This is a genomic window from Aquirufa sp. Wall-65K1, from assembly GCF_054558475.1.
This window is the reverse complement of record NZ_JBPXKD010000001.1, coordinates 650984-677929: the sequence shown is the minus strand read 5'-3', so window position 1 is coordinate 677929 and position 26946 is coordinate 650984. Positions and strand designations below refer to the sequence as shown.

Genomic DNA, 26946 nt, shown 5'->3' with positions numbered 1-26946 from the left:
TATGCTATTTCTAATTACCTTAGGGGCCATTGTATCGTTAGTTTTAGCCATGACCTGGTTAAAATTTACTCCCTTTGTAGCATTTGTTGGCGTAAGTATACTTGCAGGACTAGCTTTTCAGCTAAGTCCTGAATTTATTTTTAAGGCCATTCAAGATGGGATGGGAAGTACTTTAGGTTCCATTGCAGGGATTTTAGCTTTTGGTTCCATATTAGGAAAATGGGTGGGCATCAGCGGGGCAGCACAAAGGATGACGGAAGTACTATTGCAAATTTCGGGTACTCGATATGCCAGAATTGCGTTTATGATGGCTGGTTTTCTAGTTGGTTTACCTCTTTTTTATTCGGTTGCTTTCATGTTGTTGGCGCCATTAGTCATTACGGCTTCAGCCAAATTGAAACAACCCGCTACTTTTTTAGCCTTACCCATGTTGGCTTCCCTCACCGTTACCCAGGGTTATCTACCTCCTCATCCAGCACCCTTAGCCATCATGCAGGAATTTGGTGCTGATTTGTCGAAAACCATGGCTTATGGTATAATAATAGCAATCCCTGCCATACTTGTTTCAGGATTATGGTTTGGCTTGACAACTAAAAATATAACAACTCCTGCTAACCCCGCTTTTGTATTTGTGCAAGGTGAAAATCAGGCTGAGGAGAGAACTTTATCCACTTTTCCTAGCTTTTTGATTGTCCTTTTTCCCATCATTTTATTAGCAGCGGGTTCATTCGGAGCAGGATATTTTCCTGTCTTAGCGAGTTATATATCCAATCCCGTTTTTTCCTTATTTCTATCTGTTTTATTAGCCGGAATACTTTTAAGACGAATCGGTTTTAGTGCTGACGAATTGTTGAGTTCTTCCATGGTATCCATCAAAGATATTGCAGGTATTTTATTGATTTTTGGTGGGGCAGGTGCCTTAAAACAAGTATTAGTCGTAGCGGGCGTAAGTCAGGCCGTAGCAGATAGTTTAGGTTCATCTACCTGGAATGTCTATGTTTTGGGTTGGGCCATGGCTGCTATCATTCGCGTATGTGTTGGTTCATCTACAGTTGCCGGAATAACAGCTGCAGGTTTTATGAAGGTAATATTGATCAATTCCACCGCGGATCCTAATTTAATGGTTTTAGCATTGGGGGCAGGGAGTATGATGTTTTCTCATGTGAATGATACGGGTTTTTGGTTATTTAGGGAGTACTTTTCATTAAATTTTAAAGACACACTTAGGTCTTGGACGCTCATGGACACCTTGGTCTCTATTACGGGATTGATTGGGGTATTGGTTTTGGATCAAATACTTTTTTAAGAGCAGGTAGCTTTTTACTTCGACTGATGCAAGTCATTGTTTCATCAAATAGATTTTTCTAATTTAGATTGACCGTATCTAATTTTATATGAAAAATTTCTTGTATTCTTTCGTTCTACTAGCCGTACTTTCTTGCCAATCTTCTACTTCTGAAAATCAAGAAACACTTGTCCCGAATTTATTGTTGAATGATGTCTTAGCTTGTCAAGATTTAGCGGGACTTCAGACGAAATACGGTAAAGAATCCATTGTAGCTGATACCAGCTGGATTTTAAATGAAGATACCCTGAGGGGCTCTATTTTATATCCTAATACGAACAAACAAGTATATGTTATGTACCATCAAGGACAGATACTGGATGTTTCTGTGGTTGGAAAACAATCTTTATGGAAAACAAATTCTGGCTTATACCTGGGTTTGAAAATGCTAGATGTTGAAAAGTTGAATCAAAAGAATTTTACCATATCCGGTTTTAATTGGATCAATGGTGGTATGGTAGTGAGCTGGGAGGGCGGAAAATTAGGTGGTGATCAATTAACTCATGTGGTTCAATTTAGTAATGAAGGAAATAAACATGAGGGCCTTTCTGATATGGAATATAGCCAGATTTCCGGTGAGGCAGAATTTGACATTCGTCATCCATTGATTCAAAAACTAAATCCAAGTTTAGATCAATTGGCCTTAGTAAAACCTTATGTGCCTAGCCAATCAGAGGGTAAGTCCATGGGTACACATATTACTAAAACTCAAATTCCTAAAGTAAAGAAAAAGCCTTAATTGACTTGATTAATGGCTTTTCCTGCCATGTATCCTTCTAATGTTTTGCTTAGACTTTGAATGATTCGGATTCTTGCCTCTTGGCTTAGCCAAGCATTGTGAGGTGTTATATAGATGTTCGGTATTCCTATCAAAGGGTGATTGCTTGATGGTGGTTCTTGGTCAAGAACATCCAATAGCGCTGCGGCAATCTGTTTTTTTTGCATGGCATTGGCCAAGGCTGTGGAGTCAATGAGTCCTCCTCTGGAGCTATTAATTAGGATCGCATGAGCTGGCATCCAGCTTAAGAATTCCTTATTGACCAATAGATTTGTTTGTGGGGTCAAAGGGCAATGTAGGCTTATGACATCACAAGTTTGGGCTAATTCTTTTTTAGATAAAAAAGTATATTCAGGTATTTGTAAATCTCGCGTATGGTGGTAGTATATTTTCATACCTAAACTTTCAGCCATGTGAGCAAAACACTTACCGATATTCCCCATTCCAATGATCCCCAATTTTTTACCAGCCCATTCTGTCAAAGGACTTAAGGAATATGACCAATCATTCTGGCTCCAATCTCCCGCTTGAACCGAGCGATTATGTTGTTCCACCCGATTACTCCAAGCTAACAGCAAAGCAAGTGTGTGCTGCGCGACGGAATAAGTACCATAGGCGGGTACATTAGAAACTTGTATACCTCTGGCCCTACAAGCAGCAACGTCCACGGAATTATAGCCTGTGGCAGCCACTAAAACTAGTTTTAAGGAGGTAAAATGGGCTAATGCTTTTTCATTGACTAGGCATTTGTTGGTTACTAAAACTTGGGCCTTAGCATCACGTAAAGTGATTTCATCTTCGCTTGTTTTTTCATAGAAATCCACTTCCCCAAAGGCACATAAAGCATTTCTTGAAATATCATGTTGAAACAAGGCTAAGCCATCTAGAATAACGATTTTCATGCTTTTAATTTTGGATTATTATGGTGGCGATCTTGGTCTCGGATGCTTTTTTTAGCTAAGTTTTGTTCCAATGCTTTTTCTAAATTAATCCCTGTTTGATTGGCCAAACAAATTAAAACAAATAATACATCAGCCATTTCATCTCCCAGGTCTTTTTGTTTATCAGACTCTTTTTCTGATTGCTCTCCATACCTCCTAGCTATAATTCGGGCAACTTCCCCAACTTCTTCGGTCAGCATGGCCATATTGGTTAATTCATTGAAATAACGTACTCCTACGGTCTTGATCCATTGGTCTACTTGTTCTTGTGCTTCTTGTATCGTCATGAGTTGGCTTGTTGAGAATCTAAGATGATTGTTACGGGTCCGTCATTGACAAGACTTACTTGCATATCTGCTCCAAATTGACCTGTTTGAATAGGAAAGCCCAAATTTTTTTCCAATAGTTCAATCAGATGATGGTACAAAGGAATGGCTTGTTCGGGTCTAGCTGCTTCTATGAAACTTGGTCGGTTTCCTTTTTTTGTTTGAGCATGTAAGGTAAATTGACTTACCAAAATGATACGGCCATTCACCGCTTTTATATCCAAGTTCATTTTGCCCTCGGAATCAGAGAAAATGCGTAATGAACTTATTTTATTGGCCAAATAGATACAATCTGCCTCGGTGTCAGCTTGATGAATACCTAATAAAATCAAAAATCCTTGATCAATTTGGGCATTGATTTTACCCTCAATTTCAACTTTAGCTTCGGAAACACGTTGAATAAGCGCTAGCATTTTACAGCAATAAATAGACGATGAGGAAATAAACCCCATAGCCTAATATGTCATTGGTAGTGGTAATAAAGGGTCCACTGGCTACCGCAGGGTTAATATTTAATTGATTCAATACCAAGGGGGTAAGTGTACCCATCAACGAAGCTAACATAACCACCGCAAATAAGGAAAGAGAAACGGTAACAGATAGCATGATGGCACCGTGGTCAACTAACATAGAACAGCCAAATGCGAAGGCTGCGGCAATCAAGGCATTGATTAAGGCTACGATTAACACTTTCTGAAGACGTTTCCAAAGTGTCGTATCTAAACCGCTTTTATCGGCTAAACTTTGTACAATGAGGGAAGAGGATTGAATTCCTACGTTACCGCCAGTAGACCCAATCAATGGAATAAATGCAGAAATTGCTGGCATCAATGAAATCGAACTGTCGAAACGGTCAATGATTTTGGCGGCTAAAAAGCTACCCACCATACCACCAATCAACCAAGGTAAACGCGAACGTACCAAGAGCCAAATGGAGTCATCTTCCTCTACATCTTCCGAAATACCGGCCATGACTTGAATGTCTTCCTGTGCCGATTCAGTAATAAAATCGACCATGTCGTCGATGGTGATTCTACCCAATAAACGACCTTGTATATTGACTACAGGAATGGCCTCTAGGTCATATTTTTGCATTAAATCGGCTACTTCCTCACCAGAAACATAGGTTTGAACTGATACGATACCATCTGCATCGAAAACATCCTGAATTTTGGAGCCTCTTTTAGCTAAGATGATTTTTTTCAAGGAAACGGTACCCATTAATAAACCATCATCATCAACCACATAAACGGCATATACTTTCTCAACGTCTTCTGCTTGTCTTCGAATTTCCTCTACACATTCGGTAACAGTTTGTTTGACATTGATTTTTATTAACTCTTTTTGCATTAAACCTCCCGCACAATCTTCATCATAATGCATTAAATCAATGATAAAGCGAGCTTGTTCTCGGTCTTTCAACAAGGCAATTACCTCCTCGCGAACACGCACGGGTTGTTCATTCAATATATCTACGGCATCATCGGAATCAATGACGTTGATGTAGCCTGCAATTTCTTTGGAATTGAAATTCTTCAAAAACTTGATTCGGTCATCCGAATCTAGGGTGGAAATAATTTCAGCAGCTAATTTGGTGTCCAGTAATTGAACGATGTATTTGGCTTCCTCCCCAGTTAATTCATCCAAAATACTCGTAATATCTGCGGCAAATAAATCTTCAATTTTGGCTAAAATAGCTTCATTGGATTGCTCAACGATGAGTAATTTGATTTCCTCTAAAAACTCTTTGGTGAGTTCAAACGGAAGGTGTTGTGGGTTGACTACTTCCATGGATTTCGCTGAGGTTTGAAAATTTCGTATCTAAATTAAGAAATATTTGCTGGATTTCGCCTATGCACCTACATATCCATTGGCTTTCCACAATTCGGTTAGTTCTGTAAATTCAGCTACACCTAATTGTTCTGCGCGCTTCGTTAAAAGTGGATGGTCGGGTAATTGCATGGCTCTCAGTGCATTTCTCAAGGTCTTACGACGCTGATTAAAGGCCATTTTGACTACTTGTTTGAACTTCTGTGGATCACAGTCTAATTTTTTATCCCAATTTCTCACCACACGAATTACACCTGAGTTGACTTTTGGAGGAGGAGTGAACACCTCTGGCCCTAAGGTAAATAGGTATTCCACGTCATAGAAGGCTTGAAGTAAAACACTCAAAATCCCGTAATCTTTATTGCCAGGCTTGGCGGCTAGGCGCTCAGCTACTTCTTTTTGAAGCATTCCTACTACTTCCATACATTGATCTTTGTATTCTAGAATTCTAAAAAATATTTGGGTAGAAATGAAATAAGGAAAGTTTCCGACAATGGCGAATTTTTCTTCTCCGAAAATATTTTCTAATGGATATCTCAAAAAGTCACCATCAATTAATCGGGGTCCAGTAAACTCCAGATAATTTTTTCTTAGGTAAGCTACTGACTCTTGGTCAATCTCAATTAAATAGGTCTCGTAATCCTTCTTTTTTACCAAATATTGAGTTAAAACACCCATTCCAGGTCCAATCTCCAATACTTTATGGTAAGCACCCTGTGGATCCAGGGCATTGACGATTCGCTGGGCTGCGTCTAAATCATTTAAAAAATGTTGTCCTAAACTCTTTTTTGCTCTTACTTGCACGTGCTCTTGGGGCTTTAAGGAAGTAAAATTACGCCCTTTTTTGTACATTGTAAGCAAAATTGTGAATAAAGCCATGGCAAGTTGGGCACAGAAATCCAAGGATGAATTAATTCAGGAAATTAGGCAACTGAAAAATCAGTTGGATGTACTCGAAATGACGGAATCGACTTTCAGTGGAACCTCCGCCAAAGAGAATCTAATCCGTACCCTAGAGAGTTTAAAGCTATTTGGAATCATCATGGCTTTGGATGGGACCATTACCCATGCCAATGCCTATACCCATAAATTGTTAGGCTATGAGCCAAACGAATTGAATGGAAAAGATTTTTTTACCACCTTATTGCCCTTGGAGGAGAGGCAGGGTAGAAGAACTTCTTTTAACCAAGCTGTAGCCAATGGAGGATTATTTGAAGAGAGGGAAAGAACCTATGTAACCAAGTCAGGAGAAATTAAATGGGTGGAAGTAAATTCCACGATTGTTAGTGAATTAGACGAGCAAACCTATTTAAGTATCATCGGTGAAGATATTAGCGAACGAAAAAAGGTTAGTGAAGCTTTAAGTAGGTCCAATGCTCAATTGCAGGATTTGATAAATAATACGACTGACTTAATCCAAATCACAGGTATTACAGGACGTTTTTTATTTGTTAACCGAGCTTGGTTGGAAACCATGGGCTATACCGAAGACGAGGCCCGAGATTTGAAATTGACGGATGTTTTGCACCCTGAGTTTGCTTCCAATACCCTGAATCAACTTGATTTGCTCAGTAAGGGTGACGAAATACCTGAATTTACTGCAGTATTCCGACGAAAGGATGGCCGTCGATTATATGTCAGTGGATCAGCAACTTGTCGATTTGAAAAGGGGGTACCTACTGCATTTCGTTGTATTTTACATAACTCCACAGCTAAAGTTCGTGCCGAGCGAGCCAGTAAGTTATACTCGTCAATTGCTCAGGTAACCATCAATTCCTCCAATTTAGATGATTTATATTCCAATATCCATAAGCAATTAGGGGAGGTTATTGATGTAAAAAACTTCTTTATTGCTCAATATGACCCCGCAAAAAGTTTTCTGTATTTCCCCTATTATGTGGATGAATACTTTAATTCCAGGGTACATTTTACCAAAAGAAAATTAGGTAATGGATTGACAGAATATGCTATCATGGCCAATAAGCCTTTGATTTTGCATGATGATGACATCCATCAATTGGCCAATGAAAAGAAAATTTACTTGTATGGCGTAGTTCCTAAGGTGATGTTATGCGTACCTCTACGTATTGGTGATCGAGTGACGGGGATTATTGGGGTGAAATCCTATGAGCGTTCCAATAAATACGAAAACCGAGATTTAGAGTTATTGGACTTTATTTCAGGACAGGTAGCTTTAGCCATAGCTAGAAAGCAAGCAGAAGAAGCCTTAGCACGAGAAACAGCACGTTTAAACGCCATTTTTGAGGGTAGTTCTCACTTAATGTGGTCGGTAAATAAACGTTTATTCTTGACCAGTTTTAACCATGAATATTCAGATTTATTGGTAGAGCAAATCAGTATAAGTCCTCAAATTAACATCAGTGCCGAAAAAATGGGATTCCAATTGTTGGCCCCACCCGAGCGTCGCCGCATGGAGGAAGGATACAAGATGGCCTTTAGAGGGCAGAAGCAACATTTTGAATTGGAATTGCTGACAAAAACAGGGGAGGAGAAATGGCTAGAAATATATTTAAATCCTATCTTTTTGGAACATGGTACAATTGAAGAGGTTTCAGGAATAGCACGTGATATTACGGATTTAAAGAAGTACCAACATGCCTTGGTGGAGGCACGTGAACAAGCAGAGCGTTCATTAAAAGTGAAGGAACAATTCTTGGCCAACATGAGTCATGAGATTCGTACGCCCATGAATGGGGTGATAGGAATGGTGGATTTATTGAGTGATACTCCATTAAATGAAGATCAGGTAGATTATGTTCAAACGATTAAGAAATCCTCAGAAACGCTACTTCATATTTTAAATGACATTTTGGATTTAGCCAAAATTGAAGCAGGTAAGATGGTTCTTCATCCAAGTGACATTGTTTTAGATGATGTGCTTGACCGTTTGATGGCTTTATTTTCTCAGGTAGCTTGTCAGAAAGGAAATACTTTGGAATATCATTTGTCCAAGGATTTACCCGAAGTAGTTATTGCCGATGAGACCCGTTTATTGCAAATTCTGTCCAATTTGACTTCCAATGCCTTAAAATTTACGGAGCATGGCAAGGTAAGTATCGATGTGTCGGGAGAGAATATTACAGCAGAGTCTTTGGATTTAGTCGTAAAGGTTCAAGATACGGGCATTGGAATCAGTCCAGAAAATTTAAAAATATTATTCAACGCATTTCAGCAGCTGGATAATTCTACCTCCAAAGTGTATGGGGGTACTGGATTAGGCTTGGCCATTTCTCGTGAGTTCTGTAAAATGATGCAGGGCGATATTGGGGTAGAATCTACTTTGGGCAAAGGAAGTACTTTTTGGTTTAAAGTCCATTTGAAGGTAGGTAAACAGGAGTTGGTCCAAAGAAATAAGGAGGCGGATAAGTTTGTGATACAAGGCAAATTAGAAGATATTCAGCCTCATGTTTTGCTGGTGGATGATAATTCTACCAATCGAAAGGTAGCTTCTCAAATTTTAGCAAAGGCGGGATGTACTGTTCAAACAGCTTCTAGCGGACGGGATGCTATAAATTTATTAAGTAAGACGCATGAGTTTGATTTGATTTTGATGGATATTCAAATGCCTGAAATGGACGGAATGCAGACGACCCAGCATTTGAAACAATTGGGTTTAGCAAGTTTACCTCCGATAGTAGCCATGACAGCCTATGCCATGAAAGAAGATAGAGAGAGGTTTTTGGCGGTAGGAATGGATGATTATTTAGCTAAACCAATCCGCGCTCAGCAATTGATTCAAATGGTGAATCATTGGGTTAGGCAAGGAGTGAAACCTCATGCAAAGCAGGTGACTGTTTCTGAAACTCAATCCTTAAATCCCATGGATCAGGAAGCCTTAGATTCTTTATTGGAAGCTACGGGTGGTGATGAAGGTTTTGTGAAAAGTATGTTATGTGATTTTATTCATGAGGCTAAGCAGCAGATTGTCGATGCTGAAAATTTTTACCATCAGAATGACTGTAAGGGAGTTCAATCAGAATTACACACCTTAAAAGGTAATTCAGGGACTTTAGGAGCTGCTGAGGTTTACGCCTTATGTAGGAAAATCGAGGGTAAAGCCAAGGTCTGTGATTTCCAGGAATTTGAATTGGAAATAGCGCTATTAAAGCAAGCGCTTAATCGATTTGAATCGGCAGTTCAAGTTCAATATGCTTGATTTTCGGACAAAATGGCGCGTTTTTGAAATAATTCAAGGGATAAATAAGTCATTATTTCCGATTTAGTACTGTGGATTAACATTTGATTGGTAGAGGTCAAATTGTAAATAAACAGATGAATCCTAAAAATTACACTTCCCAAGCGAGTATAGTGATTCAAAATTCGGTGGAATTGGCTACCAATGCTGGCCAGCAAGCCATTGAAACGGGTCACTTGTTGGCGGCCATCTTGCAAGATGATACCCAAACGGTTTCATTTTTGCTGAAAAAGTTGGGTGTAGCTGCTCATCAAATTCAAGAAAAGCTAAGTAAAATTATTAGTTCTTATCCCAAGGTTTCCGGAGAGCCCTTTTTGAGTAATGGATTGCAACAATCCCTTCAAAAGGCGGAGAAATGGAAAGAGACTATGGGGGATTCCTATGTCAGCGTAGAGGTTTTGTTTATTTCTTTGCTGGATGGTAATGACGCCGTAGCGGATGCTTTGAAATCTTTAGGCCTCAATACCACTTCGTTAAAAAATGCCATTGTAGAACTTAGAGGAAATAGAAAAGTGAACGATCCACATGCAGAGGGTACTTACCAATCCTTAGAAAAATACGGTAAGAATTTGAATGATTTAGCCAAAGCTGGGAAAATAGATCCGGTGATTGGTCGGGATGAGGAGATTCGTCGTGTCTTGCAGATTTTATCCCGCAGAACGAAGAATAACCCTATTTTATTGGGAGAGCCGGGTGTAGGTAAGACGGCGATTGTAGAAGGTTTAGCCCAAAGAATTGTGTCAGGTGATGTGCCAGAAAACCTAAAATCTAAGATTATCATGTCCTTGGATATGGGTTTATTGGTGGCAGGAGCCAAATACAAGGGAGAATTTGAAGAGCGTCTAAAAGCGGTCATTAAGGAAGTGACGGACTCCAATGGGGAGATTGTTTTGTTCATCGATGAAATTCATACCTTGATTGGTGCGGGTGGAGGAGGAGAAGGAGCCATGGATGCTGCCAATTTATTGAAACCAGCCTTGGCTCGCGGTGAATTGCATGCAATAGGCGCAACTACTTTGAAAGAATACCAAAAGTACATTGAGAAGGATAAAGCTTTAGAGCGTCGTTTTCAATCAGTGATGGTGGAGGAACCTGATGTGGCTGATGCGATTTCCATTTTACGTGGTATCAAAGATAAGTATGAATTACACCATGGGGTGCGTATTCAAGATGATGCCGTGATTGCTGCGGTGGAATTATCAAATCGCTATATCTCCGATCGTTTTTTGCCCGATAAGGCCATCGACTTAATTGATGAGGCTGCTGCAAAAATGCGCTTGGAAATCGATTCTGTTCCAGAGGAAATTGATGATATACAACGTAAAATCATGCAATTGGAGATTGAAAGAGAAGCCATTCGCCGTGAGAATAATAAAGAAAAGGAAACGATTTTAAGTCGGGATTTGGCAGATTTATCTGAAAAGCGTGATGCTTTAAAGGCTCGTTGGCAATCGGAAAAATCGGTTTTAGATACCATTCGTTCTGAAAAAGAGAAGATAGATAAGTTGAAGTTGGAAGCAGAACAAGCGGAGCGTCAAGGTGATTATGGTAAAGTTGCGGAGATTCGTTATGGCCGTTTGGTTGAGTCCGAACAAAAATTAAAAGACTTACAATCGGCTTCTTCAGGAGAGAATACCATGTTGCAAGAAGAAGTGACTGCCGAGAATGTAGCAGAGGTGGTGGCAAAATGGACGGGAATTCCAGTAAATAAAATGTTGCAGACGGAGATCGATAAGCTTTTACACCTAGAAGATGAATTGCACAAGCGAGTAGCTGGTCAAGATCAAGCGATTGAGTTGGTTTCAGATGCGGTTCGTCGATCCAGAGCTGGCTTACAAGACCCTCGTAAACCGATTGGCTCTTTTATATTTCTAGGTACAACGGGAGTAGGTAAAACAGAATTAGCGAAGTCTTTAGCTTCTTATTTATTTAATGATGAGAATGCTATCGTACGCATAGATATGTCAGAGTACCAAGAGCGTCATGCGGTGAGTCGCTTGATAGGAGCGCCTCCGGGATATGTGGGATATGATGAGGGGGGACAATTGACAGAAGCAGTACGTAGGAAACCTTATTCGGTGGTCTTGTTGGATGAGATAGAAAAGGCCCATCCGGATGTTTGGAATATCTTATTGCAGGTCTTAGATGAGGGTCGATTGACCGATAATAAGGGAAGAACAGCCAATTTCAAGAATACCATCATCATTATGACCTCCAATATTGGTAGTCATTTGATTCAGGAGAAGATGGGACAAATGGAAGGATGGAATAACCAGATAATAATGGATGAGACGAAGGAAGAAGTGATGACTTTGTTGAAACAAGTAGTTCGTCCAGAGTTTTTGAACCGAGTGGATGAGGTGGTATTGTTTGAACCATTGTCTGAGGAACATGCTCGTAAGATTTTGGGTATTCAGTTTAAAGAAATCCAACGTCGATTGGCGGATCAACAAATCACCTTGGAGGCTACAGATGAAGTATTATCTAAATTGGCCAAAGATGGATATGATCCTAATTATGGAGGAAGACCAATGAAGCGAGTACTTCAACGTGCGGTTTTAAATGAATTATCGAAAGAGATACTTTCTGGCAAAGTGAAAAAGGATTCAGCCGTATTGATGGATTTAGATGCAGCTGGAAATATTGTCTTCGAAAATGTACCCAATCCTGAAGTAGTCTAACATATTGGGGTAAAAATAGGTAGCCTGAGAATAAATTCTCAGGCTATTTTTTTTTGTAACGTTGTCAAGGTTCCAAACCTTGCCAACGTTGGGAAAATCGAGTTTATTGTATCAATTAATTGATTAAATCAGCTGGAAAATTTTGGTAGCAAATTGGACGTGTAAAGCGGTAAATAGCTTGTGTTCCTACCGAGGTTCCTCTTGAATCACTGGTGGCAGGAAATGGTCCTCCATGCACCATGGCTGGAGAAACTTCCACACCCGTAGGGAAGCCATTTAACAAAATTCGGCCCACTCGAAGGCTTAATGCCTCAATCAATTCGGGAAATGCCTTAATCTCTTCCAAGGTTCCATGAATAGTTCCTGTTAATTGACCTGGCAATGATTCAATAAAGGCAATAAGCTCTGCTTCGTCTTCTACCAACACAGCTAAGGTACTTGGACCAAAAACCTCTTCTAAAATTTCTTGGTCTTTCATGGCCGCTTTGGCGGTAGTCACAAATAAGCTGGGCGAAGGGATATCCTGAGTCGTGTAACGTTGTACGTCAGCATGCTGGTCTAACTTTTGACAGCCATTTTTATATGCTTGGGCTATTCCTTGAGTTAAAAAAGCATTCAAAGGCATGGTGTCTAATTGTGCTGCCAAATCCTTTAAAAATGCCTGGTCTGCTTTCTTGATGACGATTAGGCCTGGATTGGTACAGAATTGACCTTGACCTAAACAAACAGATTGACTGAAATTGGCCGCAAGGCTAGCACCGTTTGCAGCTAATCCTTCAGAAAGTAAAACCACCGGATTAATGCTGCCCATTTCAGCATAAACTGGGATTGGGTTCGGTCTTCTCACCGCTAAATCATATAAGGCTTTTCCTCCACGATAAGATCCTGTGAATGCCACGGCTTGAATGTCGGGATGTTGTACTAAATAGCCTCCTAATTCATGGGACGTGGTATGCACTAAAGAAAATATGCCTTCGGGCATTCCCGTTTTTTGGGCAGCAGCCTGTATAGCTCTTCCAACCATCTCACAAGTGTTAGGGTGAGCAGGATGTGCTTTGAATACCACTGGACAGCCAGCGGCCAAGGCCGACATGGTATCTCCACCTGCCACAGAAAAGGCCAATGGGAAATTACTTGCCCCAAATACAGCTACGGGACCTAAGGGGATTTGTTTTTGAAATAAGCTAGGTTTAGGTAATGGCTGACGCTCAGGAAGGGCAGGGTCATCTATGGGATTTACCCAAGCTTTATTTTTAATGAAATTAGCAAAAGCCAAGACCTGTCCTGTGGTACGACTACGCTCGCCTTGGATTCGTGCCGTAGGTAATCCTGCTTCAAGGCAGGCCATTTCAATTAAGGGATCTCCAAGGGCATTGATTTCCTCTGCGATAGCCTCTAAAAATGCGACTCTTTTTTCATCCGATATTTTTCTTAAGCTAGCAAATGCCGATTTAGCTTTGGCTACTGCCAAGTCAATTTCAGCTTTGGTAGCTTCATAAAATGGAGTCGAAATGGCTATGCCAGAATCAGCTTGCATGCCTTGAAATGTACTTGTACCTAGTTTGGAAAATGATTTTCCTATGATTTGTTCACCTGTAAGGTTCATTATGCTACAATTTGAATTAAAGTTCCGATGGGTTCAATTTGAATTTCAATGCGATCGCCAGACTGCAAGGTGAAAGGATAATCAGGTACCACGCAGGTTCCGGTCATGAGGTAAGTACCCTTTGCAAAGCTCATCTCTCTGGTCAGAAATTCCACTAATTCCGCATGAGTTCTTTTCATTTGAGATATTTGAGTATCACCTTGGAAAACCTCAATACCATCCCGGAAAATACGCATGTCAATCACTGTCTCAGGTGCCAAGGCTTGGTCGGTCACCAATAAACAGGGTCCAATTCCCGCTGCACCATCATAAACTTTAGCCTGGGGTAAATACAAAGGGTTTTCGCCTTCAATATCACGCGAACTCATGTCATTACCTATGGTATAGCCGGCTAATTTACCTTGGGAATTGATGAAAAGCGTTAATTCTGGCTCTGGTACATTCCAGGCTGAATCTTTACGAATTCTTACTTTGCCTCCATGACCTACGGCCCTATGGCTATTTCCTTTGTAAAAAATCTCTGGTCTTGGAGCAGAATATACCTTATCATAAAATGTATCTCCTCCTGAATCTTTGGATTCTTCCATTCTAGCCACTTTGCTTCGCAAATAGGTAACTCCCGCCGCCCAAATTTCTTGCTGGTCTACTGGATGCAATAAATGAATATCACCAAAATTCACTTCGGTACCATGGGCAAAAGCGGAGGCACAAGCATCAAATAAGTTTTCTTGATTGATGAAATCATCCCAAGAGCTGGCTTGATGAAAAATTGATTTATCCGAATTACTGGATTGAATGACATGTCCGTGAGGAGTACGGTACAGTTTAAAATAGTTCATTTGAAATAGGTTTATGTATTATATTCGGCTTATTTTTTCAAGGGCTTTAATGACTTCGGAAGCATTTCTTTGAGTGAATGAAAGATTGAAAGTACAAAGATTGTCAATTTTTTGATTTAGTATTCGAATTGGCAATTTTTTACAGATTTTCATCACCTCATTTAATTCAGAATACGGAAATCGAATTTCTTCTTCCACTAAGGGTTCATACTCGATGATTTCCGCTTGAGACAAAGCATCCAAACTAGCTTCTTTGTAAGCATGTATTAAGCCAGGAACTCCCAGTAAGGTACCTCCAAAATAACGAATCACGGCAATGAAAACATAGTGTAATTTTTGAGACAAAATGGTATTCAAAATAGGTTTTCCAGCACTTCCCGCTGGTTCTCCATCGTCATTGGATCGGGCTTCTTCTGGACTAAATCCTAAGCGATAAGCATAACAAATATGCCGAGCTTTAGGGTGCAGTACCACTAATTCTTGCAGACGCATTTTAATTTCTTCCAGATCTTTCACGGGATAAGCCATGCCGATGAATTTACTTCCTTTATCTTTGTATAGACCTTCAGAAGGAGAGGCAATGGTTAAATAGGAATCTTGCTGAGACATGAAGACGATTAAATTCCCCGCAATTTATGCACAATAATTATTATTTCTTGCGCGTGTTGGCTTCGAACCTACGTCAAAAATTGATGTATGCACGATTGAAGCAATGTTTCTCCCAAGAAAAAGATGAATTGGTGTTGGGGTTTGAACGTCAGAATGGCGAAGATTTTTGGATCAAATGTTGCTTGGGCCCAACTTTTTCTTGCTTGCAGTTTCCAGAAACCTTTCACAGAGCAGGAAGGAATTCCGTTGATTTGTTTTCGGATGTTTTATTGGCTGAGGTACAGGAAGTTGAAATGTATGAGAATGAAAGAGCTTTTAGCATTCATTTTTTAGGAGATTTTGTGCTTTTGTTTAAAATGTATGGCAATCGGGCAAATATCATCCTGTACCGAGATGGTGAGTACCAAAGTCTTTTTCAATCTCGCCTAAAAAAGGATTCAGAATTATCTTTGGCTTCCATTCATCGGCCTTTAGATCAAAGTTGGGAGGCCTTTCAAAACCAAGACGGGGAGTGGCAAACCCTTTTTCCTACTTTTGGAAAGGAGATAAAATCTCATTTATTAGGTTTGGGTTTTGAGGAGGCTAATTTGAAATCTCGTTGGGAACTCATACAATCTTTGCTTGCCGAATTAGAAGAATCTACGATATACGTGTATCATCGTGAGGATGGAATCTATTTAAGTCTATTAAAATCCAAAGGCGAAGCTTTGTATGTTGGCCATGATCCTTTGGAGGCTTTAAATGCACTATATAAATTTCATTATTCCATTGGGGAGTTTCTTAAAGAGAAAAATCAGCTTCTGGCATTTTTTCAAAGAGCGCAGGATAAAACGCGGCTCTACCTTCAAGATTTGGAAAATCAAGGTAATAAACGAGGCGCTAGTGTTCCTTATGATGAAATGGCTAACATCATTATGGCCCATCTGCATTTGATTCCTGCCAATGTTAGCTCGGTGGAATTACCTGATTTTTACCGCGATACCACCATTAAAATTAAACTAAATGCTAGTTTATCGGCCTCTCAAAATGCTGAGAATTATTACAGGAAGTCGAAAAACTTTGCTAAAGAGTTAGCTCATTGGCAGGAACAAGTCGACCGTAAAAAAACCGAAATTCAAGTTTGGGAGGAGCGCTGGCAACAAGTTCAACAAGCCACTTCTCGTAAACAATTGAAGGCTTTCATTCCATTGTTGACTAAGGATACATCACAAAAAGCTGCAGAAGAAATTCCTTTTCGAGTTTTTGATGTACAAGGTTGGACCGTTTGGGTGGGAAGAAATGCTAAAAACAATGATTTGTTAACCATGAAGCATACCAAACGTCAGGATGTTTGGTTGCATGCTCGGGATGTTGCGGGTTCTCATGTGGTGATTCGCAATCCCCAACAAAAGGTTGTTCCCAAATCAGTTATCGAGGAGGCCGCTGGCTTGGCTGCGCATTTTTCTAAAAGGCAACATGAGAGTTTATGCCCGGTGATTATCAGCTCAAAAAAGTACATTAGAAAGACTAAAGATTTATTACCCGGTCAAGTGATTGTAGACCGAGAAGAAGTAATTTTAGTACCACCCACTAGAATAGATTAAATTACATTTTGTCTAACTATTCTGCAATATTTTTTTATTTTCCTTCGGATTCCTCTAAATTAGTAAACTTTTGACCCATTCACTTTAAGAAAAACTATGCAATCTCAAGGTTTACAATTACTCGATTACCTCGTGTTCCTCTTTTATTTTATCGTTGTTTCCGGATATGGTTACTGGATTTATAAACAAAGACAATCAAAAATTTCTAATTCCAACGACTTCTTTTTAGCAGAAGGTTCATTGACTTGGTGGGCTATTGGAGCCTCATTAATCGCCTCTAATATCTCCGCTGAGCAGTTTATTGGTACCTCAGGAGATGGTTTTAGATTAGGATTAGCCATTGCCACCTATGAGTGGATGGCTGCTGCCACCTTGTTAATTGTGGCGATTTTCTTCATGCCTATTTATTTGAAGAACAAGATTTTTACCATGCCTCAATTCTTGACTCAACGCTATAGCCCTACGGTTAGTTTGATCATGGCCGTGTTCTGGTTGATGTTATACATTACCGTTAACTTAACATCTATTTTGTATTTAGGGGCTTTGGCTGTAACTACCATCTCGGGTGTTGACTTTACCGTATGTATGATCGGTATGTCGGTATTTGCTATTTTCATCACCTTGGGTGGTATGAAAGTAATTGGTTATACCGATGTGATTCAAGTGGTGTTCTTGGTCTTAGGAGGTTTAGCAACTTCTTATTTAGCCTTGAATATGGTGACTGACCGTTTCGGTGGTTCAGGTGTGGTTGACGGCGTTAATCACTTATTGACCAAGGCTCCTGAGCATTTTCACATGATTTTACAAAAGGGAAATCCCAATTACCCAAGCTTACCAGGTTTAGCGGTTTTGATTGGTGGTATGTGGATTATCAATTTGAACTATTGGGGATGTAATCAATACATTACCCAAAGAGCCTTGGGTGCCGACTTAAAAACGGCTAGAAACGGTATTTTATTTGCTGCTTTCTTGAAGTTGATGATGCCAATCATTGTAGTATTACCTGGAATTGCCGCTTATTTATTATACAAAGACGGGATGTTCCAAACAGAGATGTTAAAAGACGGTGTCTTAAATAAGGATAATGCCTATCCTGTATTATTGAATTTGTTGCCAACAGGATTAAAAGGTCTTTCCTTTGCAGCTTTAACGGCAGCGGTGGTAGCTTCTATGGCAGGTAAAGCCAATTCCATTTCTACCATTTTCACCTTAGATATTTACAAGAAATACATCAATCCGAACGCTTCGGAAAAGAAATTAGTGAACGTTGGTCGCTTTGCGGTAGTAGGTGCTATGGTTACATCGGTGATTGTGGCTCCTATGATGGGAATCGATAAAAAAGGTGGTTTTGAGTTTATTCAAGAATATACGGGCTATGTTTCTCCGGGTATTTTTGCCTTGTTTACTCTAGGTTTTTTCTGGAAGCGTGCCACATCTAAAGCAGCATTGGTTGCATTATTGGGTGGAGTTACTTTCTCAATTTTGACAAAATACATACCTTCTTGGACAGGTGTAACGGAGTGTATGTTCTATTCTTCTTTCCCAGATGAAACAGGCCGCATGATGATCCCATTCATGGATCGTATGGCTTGGGTATTTATCTTTTGTGTGACTTGTATGGTGATTATTTCATTGGCAGATCCAGAAAGCAAAAACAATCCAAAGGGATTAGAAATCGACGCGAGTATGTTCAAATTATCTCCTTCCTTCATTGTAGGATCGGTGGTTATTTGTACCATTTTGACTTTCTTATATACCTATTTCTGGTAAACTCAAAACATGAAAGAAGTATTTCAAATTCTTTTATGTTTACATATTGCAGGAGGAGGCCTAGGCTTGTTGGTGGGAACTTTGATTCTTTTTCTAAGAAAAGGGGATCGGAACCATCGGAAGCTGGGCCTTCTTTTTTATGGTGGTATGTGCCTTGCTGGTGCTACATCTTTGCTTATGGCCATCATCCATCCCAATTACTTTTTATTCATAGTCGGGATTTTTACCTTATACATGAATTTGAGTGCCAAACGCTACCTTCGGTTTAAAAAGAAAGAGCAACAGGCTCAGTTTTTTGATTATGTGATAAGCGTATTTATGCTCATTTTTGGACTGATTTTCATCGGATTTGGAGCTTATTTACTTTTTAAATCCCAAATTTTCGGTTTGGTTTTTCTTACATTCGGTTTTATTGGCTTGCGTTTTGTGTATCAAGATTACCGATTTAAACAATCAGCTTATAGCATCAAGCTAGCATGGCTTTCCAACCACATTCAGCGGATGATGGGGACGTACATTGCCTCATTGACTGCATTTTTAGTGGTGAATAGTTCCATTTTCCCTCAATTTATTCCTTCCTTTGTTTTTTGGTTATTACCTGGCATCATCGTGGGTCCATTGATTGGACGCTTTGTCAGGAAATATACCCAAAAAGTGAAGATTCAATGAAGGTAAAACAACCCATTTTATTGGTGATTGCAGGCCCTACGGCGGTGGGTAAAACGGCTCTTTGTGTGGAGTTAGCCAAACAGTTAAAAACAGAGATCATCTCCGCGGATTCCCGCCAGTTTTATCGGGAATTGTCCATCGGTACTGCTAAACCCAGTCTAGAGGAACAAGGTGGAATCAAACATCATTTCATCGATTCTCATTCGATACAAGAATATTTCTCACCCGGAGATTTTGAACGAGAGGCTTTAATTCTGTTGGAGGAATTATTCCAACAGCATGAGGTCGTGATTTTAACGGGTGGTTCAGGTTTGTACATCAAAGCCTTATTGGAGGGTTTGGATGAAATGCCCGAGGTGGACTTAGCCCTGAGAGAACAATTGAATCAACAATTATTGACCGAGGGAATAGCGCCTTTGAGGAAACAGTTACAGGATTTAGACCCAGAATACGCTGCTCAAGTAGATGCCCAAAATCCTCAACGTATTGTTCGGGCTTTGGAAGTATGCCTCTCGACAGGAAAACCATATTCTGATTTTCGTAAAAAACAATCCGTAGAACGCCCTTTCCACGCCATAAAAATTTGTTTGGATAGGCCAAGAGAAGAATTGTATGCCCGTATCGATCAACGAATGGATATGATGTTGGCTCAAGGTTTGGTGGAAGAAGCCAAGCACTATCAGGATTACCAGCATTTGTATGCGCTCAAAACCTTGGGCTATAAGGAAGTTTATGCGCATTTGAGAGGCGAATACGATGAAAAAGAAATGATTCGCTTACTGAAGCGAAATAGCCGTCATTATGCCAAAAAACAGTTGACTTGGTTCAGACACCAAGGAGAGTTTCAATTTTTACATCCGGATGATGTGAAGGGGGAGGTTTTGAGGAGGATGAAGAATGAAGAATGAAGAATGAAGAATGAAGAATGAAGAATGAAGAATGAAGAATGAAGAATGAAGAATGAAGAATGAAGAATGAAGAATGGAGGCGGTGCAGATTTGTCAAATTTTCAAAATTTGACAAATCTCAAGTTCACATTACCTTATATCCCTAAATACGCCTCTAATCCACCCTCCAGATTCTGGCATGTAATACCTTTCGCTGAAAGAAGTCGACAAGCGATGCTGCTCTGGGTGCCGTTATAGCAAAGAATGGTGATGGGTTGAGGAATCAGTCGGAGCTCTTCAATGCGCTCCAATAAATGATCTAATGGAATATGAACACCTCCCAGATTAAATTCATCCCACTCGCGGGGCGTACGAATATCTAGGAGGTGTAAATGGCTGAATTGTTCTTTGAATTGAACCGCCGAAATGGATTGCATCTTAATATCCAGCTGCCTGCCAAGCGAGCATGCCGCCAATTAAATTACGGACGTTGCTGTACCCTTCACTGCTTAAATATTCTTTGGCACGACCAGAACGTGCTCCTGAGCGACAATGCACAATGATTTCCGCATCTTTATCAGCTTCAATCTCATCCAAACGCTCCGGTAATTCTCCCAAAGGAATCAATTGAGCCCCAATATTGAACTCATCAAATTCATGTTCTTCACGGACGTCAATGATGTACAAAGACTCATTTTTATCCATTCTTTCCTTTAATTCTTCTATTGTAATATCCATGTGATTATTGGTTTTCTCCTCCGCCAACTACCCAAAGGTCGATGGTATCTCCCGGGTGAATACTTGTTCCGGTGCAGGTAGCACATACCTGTTTAAATACAACACCCGGTTGAAATTCTTCGTTGGCCTCGTAATAAATTTTACCGACGGTCAGGTTCATACCTGCCAAAATAATATTGACTTCATCCAAAGGTTTACCCACTAAATCGGGTAATTCCATTTCTACATTGGCCGTTCCGTTTCCGATAAACAAATCAACCATAGTACCCTTTGGAATGGTAGCTCCAGCTTCAATCTTACGTCCATTCACCTGCATTTCAATCACTTCCTTCACTCGTGGGTCATTGATTTCATGCACTATGCCTTTTCTCAGACCAGAAATTAACAGCTGCTGCTCCGCACTTCTTACTGATAGTCCAATTAAGCCTGGCATTTTGATGGTAGGAGGGGTCTCTGAATTGATGGTAATGTAAATTTTTCGACCCGATTTCACCAAGGCATTAGGCAAAGGATATTGGGATAAAATCGTCAAGGGAGGTTTATCTGCCGTAAAAGTACAGTCGGAAATTTCGTAGGTTAAATCATTAGCATCCACCAATTCTTCCATTTTTTCCATGGTCATTCCCTTCAAATTTGGCACTTTGATGGTTTCCCCATGGTGGGTGCTCCAAGGTAAATACACAAAAAAGAACCCGAAAAATAAAACCAGAAATAAGGAGATCAGAATCGCGATGTGCGTGTACAGATCTTTTTTGGTTTGGGTAGGGATTTTCATCATGAGGGATGCGTTCAAATAATGCATGCAAGTTAGGGAATTGTCGGGAAAACAAAAACCCATTTTGTTAGGCCAATCTACGAATTTGACATAAAAAAACCGGGTAGTGTTTCACCACCCGGTTCATTAAAATTAGCTATTCTTAGTATTTGAATACTTTTGAACCTGCCATTACTTCTTGTGTCTTCTCGTTGAAAGTAACACGCTCTCCTGTACGGTAAGCCGCATTGGCCATGATCGTAGCAATTGAGTGCTGGTAACCTGCTTCGATAGGAGCATTTGGCGTTTTACGTGAACGTACGCATTGCATCCAGTTTTTGATGTGCTCAAAAGTCAAGCTATCACCACCCGTGTTTGAACCTGTTTCTACTTTAGGTCCTTCAATTTTTAAGGTTGGTAACAAATTCGCTTGCATACCCATACCTCTAGCTTCACCTTCTGTCAATCCTCCATTAGGAGAAATCATGTTGGTATCTAAGTTTAATTCACCACCATTTGAGTAGTAAATTTCTTTCGTTCCACCTGCTGAATTGGAGAAACGAGACGTAAAGCTTACTTGGAAGCCTTTGTTTGGTTGATCTGCTGGGCCGTAATCAAATACAGTAGTCATCGTATCTGCATTCTTACGTCCGTCGTTCCATTGGTAAATACCTCCATTAGAAACCGCCGAACGTGGATGAGCTAAGCCAGAGAACCAGTGTACGGTATCAATTTGGTGAGACATCCACTGACCTGGAATTCCTGAGGAATATGGCCAGAATAAACGGTACTCTAAGTATTTACGCGGATCGAATGAGTCTTTAGGACGGTTCATCAAGAAACGGTTCCAATCGATATCGGATTCTTTTAAGTCTTTGCAAAGGTTCACTCTTCTCCAACGACCTGGCTGATTCACGTTCCACATCAATTCCACCATTTTGATATCGCCAAATTTGCCTGACTTGATGAATTCATCCGCAGCCCAGTAGTTGGCACCACTACGGCGTTGAGAACCAATCTGTACAATTTTACCCGATTCTTTTACAGCTTTTAATACCGCACGAGCATCTTCCATAGTTTCTGCCAAAGGCTTCTCTGCATACACATCACAACCTGCTTTTACGGCTTCGATGGTGTGTAATGCATGTTGGAAATCGGCAGTGGAGATAAATACGGCATCTACTCCTTTAGCCGCATATAACTCGTCGTTATTTCGGTAAGTAGTGATTTTGCTTCCTAATTGGGATTCCAAATAAGCCTTACCTTCTTCACGTCTGCGGTTCCAAAGGTCAGATACTGCTACCATTTCAAAATTCATTTCTTTTTGTAAAATTTTGAATGGAGGAACGTGGGAAGAACGGTGACGGTCAGAAAAACCTACACAGGCTACACGAACACGGTCATTTGCTCCCAGAATCTTGCTGTAAGATTTTGGACTGAAGGCAAATGTTCCAAGGGAGGCAACAGCGCTCTTTTGGATGAAATCTCTTCTTTTCATGTTAAAAATTATTTTTGAGGTATCGTTTGTTATTTAATTTCTCTGATTTTGATGTTCTTGTAAAATACCGAATCACCATGCTCTTGCAACAAGATAGGACCTTTTGCCTTCATACCAAAACCTGGCCATTTGTTGTATTTACTATGTGCCACTAATACTTTATAAATATTACTACCGCGAACATATTCAAGCACTTTATATCCGTTTAACCAATGCTGTACTACGTTATTCGGATAAACTACTACTCGTCCACGGTTCCAATCACCAATCTTTTTGATAGACCGTTTGTCTTTGTCTGAAGGAATCAAGTCGTATAAACTAGATAAAGTTCTGTTTCCTTCGGTACCTAATTTAGCATCTGGATGCTTTTCATCATCCAATACTTGATATTCTAAACCGATGGCTGACATACCTGAGTTATACGATTCATCTACGAAATACTTCACCCCAGAATTGGCCCCTTCGGTTAATTTGAAATCAAAAACCAATTCAAAAGCTCCGAATTGTTCATTGGTTAAGATATCACCACCATTTCCTGATTCTTTTCCACCTTTACTATTCACGTGCAAAGTACCATCAGATTCAACAGTCCAAACCGATGGAGGTGCTGTTGTTTTAAAAGCTGAACGCCAGCCGCTCAAATCTTTACCGTTGAACAATAATTTATAACCTTGAGCCTCTTCTTGTGGAGAAAGCGTGTTTAGGGTATAATTTTCAACAGGAGTAGTCTTATCCAATGGACGAGGACGCATCTGACTTCCAGTTTGAATCTTGATGTTTTTCCACATCACTTGCGTTCCTTCTTTTTGATCTTTACCTATGGCATGTACTTGGAAAGCAATAAATCCTTTGGCAGTCATATCATCTACTAAGTAGGTAACTGGGATATTATTTACCCAAGTACGAATAGTATTTCCGATAGCCTCTATACGATAGTGATTCCATTCTCCTTTTTTGAAGGCTTTTTTAGCCTCTACATTTTTCTCAACTGGGTATAACCAACCTCTACGGGCTTCATCATACAATCCACCTGACCAAGCACGATCTGAAGGATCTATTTCCACTTGGTAACCATGTACGCGGCCATTCATTACATCTGGAGAGGAAAGGCTACGTATTTGAATACCTGAATTCATGGAGTTGTCAACCTTTAGGTCTACTTCTAAAATAAAGTCACCATATTCTTTTTCTGTGGCCATGAAAGAATTAGGGGTATTAGCTACGGTTGTGCCCACCATGACGCCATTTTTGACTTCGTATTTGGCTTGACCGTTTAATTGTTTGAATCCTTTGAACGTTTTACCATCAAAAAGATTGGTCCATTGTTCATTTTGAGCCAAAACTGGCATCATTACCCCTAAAGCAAGGAGTAGTGTAAATAATTTCTTCATAGTTTCCATTAAATGTATTAATTACCCGTAAAAGTCCAAAAAAGAATTGATTTACTCAAATTCCGGGAATTAATCCTCTTAATTTTCTGTAGGGTCTTGACCTTATTCCATTTTGAGCTTCTTTTTATACCAGCCCGCTTCAGAAATATTAAATTTGATATTCGGTCTATTCCATTAAATTTGTAGATTAAATTTTGCCTATATGAAGAAACAAACTCAAGCCATCCGTATTCAAGCTAAGCGTTCACATAACCGTGAGCACTCAGTGCCATTGTACCTGACCTCTAGTTTTACCTTTGAGGATTCAGAGCAAGGTAGGGCTATTTTTGCGGAGGAGATTCCAGGGAATATTTATTCTCGTTACCAAAATCCCAACGTGGATGAGTTTGTAGAGAAGATGTGTATGTTGGAAAATGCCGAAGCTGGATTGGCTTTTTCTACCGGAATGGCGGCTATTTTTTCATCCATGGCGGGTTTGTTGAAGCAAGGAGATCATGTGATTGCATCCAATGCGCTTTTTGGTTCGGCGATTCAAATCTTAACAAAAATTACTGCCAAATGGGGCATAGAATGCACATTTGTAGATGGTCATGATATCAAAGCATGGGAAGCTGCTATCAAGGATAATACCAAATTCTTTTTCTGTGAAAGCCCTTCCAATCCCGGTTTGGATTTAATCGATATTGCGGAATTAGCTGCGTTAAAGCAAGGAAAGGATATTATTCTTGCCGTAGACAACTGTTTCGCTACCCCAATTTTACAAACTCCTTTGGATTTAGGTGCTGATTTAGTCATACATTCAGCCACTAAATACATCGATGGTCAAGGTCGTGTTTTGGGGGGAGTCATTTGCGGAAAAGCTGAATACATTGCTGAGATTCGTTTCTTTGCTCGCCATACAGGGCCATCACTATCTCCATTTAACGCTTGGATATTGTCCAAGAGTTTGGAATTATTGGATCTACGCATGCAAAAACACGCTGAAAATGCCTTAGCCTTGGCAGAAGCCTTAGATGGCCATCCTGCCGTCCATGCGATAAAATATCCTTTCTTGAAAAGCCATCCACAATATGAATTGGCTAAAAAGCAAATGAAATATGGGGGAGGTATTCTTACTTTGGATATCAAAGGAGGTTTTGAGAAAGTACAAAAATTAAGTCAATTGCTTCAAGTGGTGTCTATTTCACCCAATTTGGGAGATACGCGTACTATATTAACTCATCCTGCTTCAACAACTCACTCCAAGCTAACTGCAGAAGATCGGGCTGCTGTAGGCATCACCGATGGATTAGTACGAGTGGCGGTAGGTTTGGAGGCGATTGAAGATTTAAAAGAAGATTTTTTAAACGCGTTAAATCAGCTTTAATCCATGTGGATAGCCCTAGTGGTATGTTTGGTATTACTGACTATCAATGTGGTCGTAGGTGTTTACGTAGAACGTAAACTCTCTGCGTTTATGCAGGACCGTTTGGGCCCAATGGAAGTTGGGAAGTGGGGCTTATTGCAAGTTTTTGCTGATTTATTGAAGTTATTTCAAAAGGAGGATATTGTTCCCGCGTCCGCCCAAAAGCAATTGTTCTTATTTGCCCCCTGGATTATATTTCTAGCGGTATTTGGTTCATTTTCAGTGATTCCCCTCAGTTCCGGTAGTTTTTTGCAAGGAAGTCAAACCGAAATGGGCATCATGTTGCTCATGGGCATTGTTTCTTTAGATTCCTTGGGGATTTTATTGGCGGGCTGGACATCCAATAACAAATATTCTTTACTTGGAGCAATTCGTTCAGCCGCTCAATTAATCTCTTATGAGATCCCCATGGGATTAAGTATTCTTTGTGTGGTATTAATATCCTCTAGTCTGAATTTGCAAGATATTGCCATGCAACAAGGGGTTTTTAGTCCTAAGACCAATTACCTTTTTGGATTATCTTTCTTAAACTGGGATGTTACCCAGGTAGGCGGGATATTAACCTGGAATGTGGTTCGTGTACCTTTCTTTTTTTTCCTATTCATTTTGTTTTTTATTGCTAGTTTAGCCGAGGCTAATCGGGCTCCTTTTGATATTCCTGAGGCAGAATCTGAGCTGGTAGGCGGCTTTCATACAGAATACGCTGGTATGCGTTGGGCATTGTTGTTTTTGTCAGAATACGGAATGATGCTGCTGGTTAGTGTCCTGGGTGTAATCCTTTTTTGGGGTGCCTGGTATTCCCCTTTTCCTAATGTAGGAAGTCTGCGATTAGCTGATTGGACCAATGGAACCCCTGGGACTTTAAGTGCCACTCTCATCGGTTTTGTTTGGCTTATGCTAAAAACTTACTTGTTGATTGCTTTACAAATGTGGGTTCGTTGGACCTTGCCACGTTTACGTGTGGATCAATTGATGTATTTGTGTTGGAAAGTATTAACTCCAGCCGCTTTGGTTTTCGTCGCAATATCCTCCATTTGGTCGATGTTCATGTAATTCTATTTTCCCATCTCAAGGATTATA

The 26946-nt window shown here is 40.1% G+C and carries 23 protein-coding genes; 10 read left to right on the top strand and 13 right to left on the bottom strand.

What is annotated here, in order from left to right:
• Position 1 precedes the first annotated feature (1 nt).
• Together ACST15_RS03065 and ACST15_RS03060 are read left to right on the top strand one after the other, a co-directional pair.
• Positions 2–1306, top strand: coding sequence for a GntP family permease (locus tag ACST15_RS03065; RefSeq protein ID WP_459453174.1), 1305 nt, complete (start codon positions 2–4; stop codon positions 1304–1306).
• Positions 1307–1394: 88 nt separating this feature from the next.
• Positions 1395–2084 carry a hypothetical protein gene (locus ACST15_RS03060; RefSeq protein ID WP_459453173.1) on the top strand — a complete coding sequence of 230 codons (690 nt, stop codon included), beginning with the start codon at positions 1395–1397 and terminating at the stop codon, positions 2082–2084.
• Here ACST15_RS03060 and ACST15_RS03055 read toward each other — a convergent pair.
• From ACST15_RS03055 to rsmA, 5 genes are read right to left on the bottom strand one after another with little or no spacing between them, the layout of a single operon-like run.
• Entirely contained in the window at positions 2081–3025 is a 945-nt protein-coding gene (locus tag ACST15_RS03055; RefSeq protein WP_459453172.1) for an NAD(P)-dependent oxidoreductase, read from the bottom strand. The two genes, ACST15_RS03060 and ACST15_RS03055, sit on opposite strands and share 4 nt — an antisense overlap.
• On the bottom strand, positions 3022–3351 hold the full coding sequence (locus ACST15_RS03050; RefSeq protein ID WP_459453171.1) for a nucleotide pyrophosphohydrolase: 330 nt from the start codon (positions 3349–3351) through the stop codon (positions 3022–3024). Before ACST15_RS03050 ends, ACST15_RS03055 begins: the two co-directional genes overlap by 4 nt.
• Entirely contained in the window at positions 3348–3803 is a 456-nt protein-coding gene (gene dtd, locus ACST15_RS03045; RefSeq protein ID WP_459453170.1) for a D-aminoacyl-tRNA deacylase, read from the bottom strand. Before dtd ends, ACST15_RS03050 begins: the two co-directional genes overlap by 4 nt.
• Position 3804: 1 nt before the next feature.
• Positions 3805–5181 carry a magnesium transporter gene (gene mgtE, locus ACST15_RS03040; protein WP_459453169.1) on the bottom strand — a complete coding sequence of 459 codons (1377 nt, stop codon included), beginning with the start codon at positions 5179–5181 and terminating at the stop codon, positions 3805–3807.
• Between the two features lie 60 nt (positions 5182–5241).
• Positions 5242–6072 (bottom strand): 16S rRNA (adenine(1518)-N(6)/adenine(1519)-N(6))-dimethyltransferase RsmA, encoded by an 831-nt coding sequence (gene rsmA, locus ACST15_RS03035; protein ID WP_459453168.1) that lies wholly within the window; start codon positions 6070–6072, stop codon positions 5242–5244.
• 25 nt (positions 6073–6097) lie between these two features.
• Here rsmA and ACST15_RS03030 point away from each other — a divergent pair, with 25 nt between their 5' ends.
• Together ACST15_RS03030 and clpB are read left to right on the top strand one after the other, a co-directional pair.
• Positions 6098–9397 carry a PAS domain S-box protein gene (locus tag ACST15_RS03030; RefSeq protein ID WP_459453167.1) on the top strand — a complete coding sequence of 1100 codons (3300 nt, stop codon included), beginning with the start codon at positions 6098–6100 and terminating at the stop codon, positions 9395–9397.
• Positions 9398–9513: 116 nt separating this feature from the next.
• Positions 9514–12117: an ATP-dependent chaperone ClpB gene (gene clpB, locus ACST15_RS03025; RefSeq protein WP_459453166.1), complete on the top strand. Its 2604-nt coding sequence runs from the start codon at positions 9514–9516 to the stop codon at positions 12115–12117.
• A 115-nt stretch (positions 12118–12232) separates the two neighbouring features.
• Here clpB and ACST15_RS03020 read toward each other — a convergent pair whose 3' ends face one another.
• Genes ACST15_RS03020 through ACST15_RS03010 form a run of 3 tightly spaced genes read right to left on the bottom strand, consistent with a single transcriptional unit; the run spans position 12233 to position 15171 of the window.
• Entirely contained in the window at positions 12233–13723 is a 1491-nt protein-coding gene (locus ACST15_RS03020) for an aldehyde dehydrogenase (NADP(+)) (protein WP_459453165.1), read from the bottom strand.
• Positions 13723–14562: a fumarylacetoacetate hydrolase family protein gene (locus ACST15_RS03015; RefSeq protein ID WP_459453164.1), complete on the bottom strand. Its 840-nt coding sequence runs from the start codon at positions 14560–14562 to the stop codon at positions 13723–13725. Before ACST15_RS03015 ends, ACST15_RS03020 begins: the two co-directional genes overlap by 1 nt.
• Positions 14563–14580: 18 nt before the next feature.
• On the bottom strand, positions 14581–15171 hold the full coding sequence (locus ACST15_RS03010; protein WP_459453163.1) for an IMPACT family protein: 591 nt from the start codon (positions 15169–15171) through the stop codon (positions 14581–14583).
• A gap of 26 nt (positions 15172–15197) precedes the next feature.
• Between ACST15_RS03010 and ACST15_RS03005 the strand changes: the two genes are divergently transcribed.
• The 4 genes from ACST15_RS03005 to miaA all read left to right on the top strand — a co-directional run bounded on the left by ACST15_RS03005 (position 15198) and on the right by miaA (position 20101).
• On the top strand, positions 15198–16754 hold the full coding sequence (locus ACST15_RS03005) for an NFACT RNA binding domain-containing protein (RefSeq protein ID WP_459453162.1): 1557 nt from the start codon (positions 15198–15200) through the stop codon (positions 16752–16754).
• Positions 16755–16850: 96 nt separating this feature from the next.
• Positions 16851–18524 carry a sodium/sugar symporter gene (locus tag ACST15_RS03000; protein WP_459453161.1) on the top strand — a complete coding sequence of 558 codons (1674 nt, stop codon included), beginning with the start codon at positions 16851–16853 and terminating at the stop codon, positions 18522–18524.
• 9 nt (positions 18525–18533) lie between these two features.
• On the top strand, positions 18534–19193 hold the full coding sequence (locus ACST15_RS02995) for a hypothetical protein (protein ID WP_459453160.1): 660 nt from the start codon (positions 18534–18536) through the stop codon (positions 19191–19193).
• Positions 19190–20101: a tRNA (adenosine(37)-N6)-dimethylallyltransferase MiaA gene (gene miaA, locus ACST15_RS02990; protein WP_459453159.1), complete on the top strand. Its 912-nt coding sequence runs from the start codon at positions 19190–19192 to the stop codon at positions 20099–20101. Before ACST15_RS02995 ends, miaA begins: the two co-directional genes overlap by 4 nt.
• A 134-nt stretch (positions 20102–20235) precedes the next feature.
• On the opposite strand, the gene ACST15_RS02985 is transcribed toward miaA, so the two are convergent.
• The 5 genes from ACST15_RS02985 to ACST15_RS02965 all read right to left on the bottom strand — a co-directional run bounded on the left by ACST15_RS02985 (position 20236) and on the right by ACST15_RS02965 (position 24461).
• Positions 20236–20517 carry a rhodanese-like domain-containing protein gene (locus ACST15_RS02985; RefSeq protein ID WP_459453158.1) on the bottom strand — a complete coding sequence of 94 codons (282 nt, stop codon included), beginning with the start codon at positions 20515–20517 and terminating at the stop codon, positions 20236–20238.
• Between the two features lies 1 nt (position 20518).
• Positions 20519–20818: a rhodanese-like domain-containing protein gene (locus ACST15_RS02980; protein ID WP_459453157.1), complete on the bottom strand. Its 300-nt coding sequence runs from the start codon at positions 20816–20818 to the stop codon at positions 20519–20521.
• Positions 20819–20822: 4 nt separating this feature from the next.
• Positions 20823–21596 carry a PASTA domain-containing protein gene (locus ACST15_RS02975; RefSeq protein WP_161566831.1) on the bottom strand — a complete coding sequence of 258 codons (774 nt, stop codon included), beginning with the start codon at positions 21594–21596 and terminating at the stop codon, positions 20823–20825.
• A 139-nt stretch (positions 21597–21735) separates the two neighbouring features.
• Complete coding sequence (locus ACST15_RS02970; RefSeq protein WP_459453156.1) at positions 21736–23070, bottom strand: Gfo/Idh/MocA family protein; 1335 nt, start codon at positions 23068–23070, stop codon at positions 21736–21738.
• A 29-nt stretch (positions 23071–23099) separates the two neighbouring features.
• Positions 23100–24461: a 3-keto-disaccharide hydrolase gene (locus ACST15_RS02965; protein WP_459453155.1), complete on the bottom strand. Its 1362-nt coding sequence runs from the start codon at positions 24459–24461 to the stop codon at positions 23100–23102.
• A 202-nt stretch (positions 24462–24663) separates the two neighbouring features.
• Here ACST15_RS02965 and ACST15_RS02960 point away from each other — a divergent pair, with 202 nt between their 5' ends.
• Together ACST15_RS02960 and ACST15_RS02955 are read left to right on the top strand one after the other, a co-directional pair.
• On the top strand, positions 24664–25827 hold the full coding sequence (locus tag ACST15_RS02960) for a trans-sulfuration enzyme family protein (RefSeq protein WP_459453154.1): 1164 nt from the start codon (positions 24664–24666) through the stop codon (positions 25825–25827).
• A gap of 3 nt (positions 25828–25830) precedes the next feature.
• Positions 25831–26919 (top strand): complex I subunit 1/NuoH family protein, encoded by a 1089-nt coding sequence (locus tag ACST15_RS02955; RefSeq protein WP_459453153.1) that lies wholly within the window; start codon positions 25831–25833, stop codon positions 26917–26919.
• Positions 26920–26946: the final 27 nt, after the last annotated feature.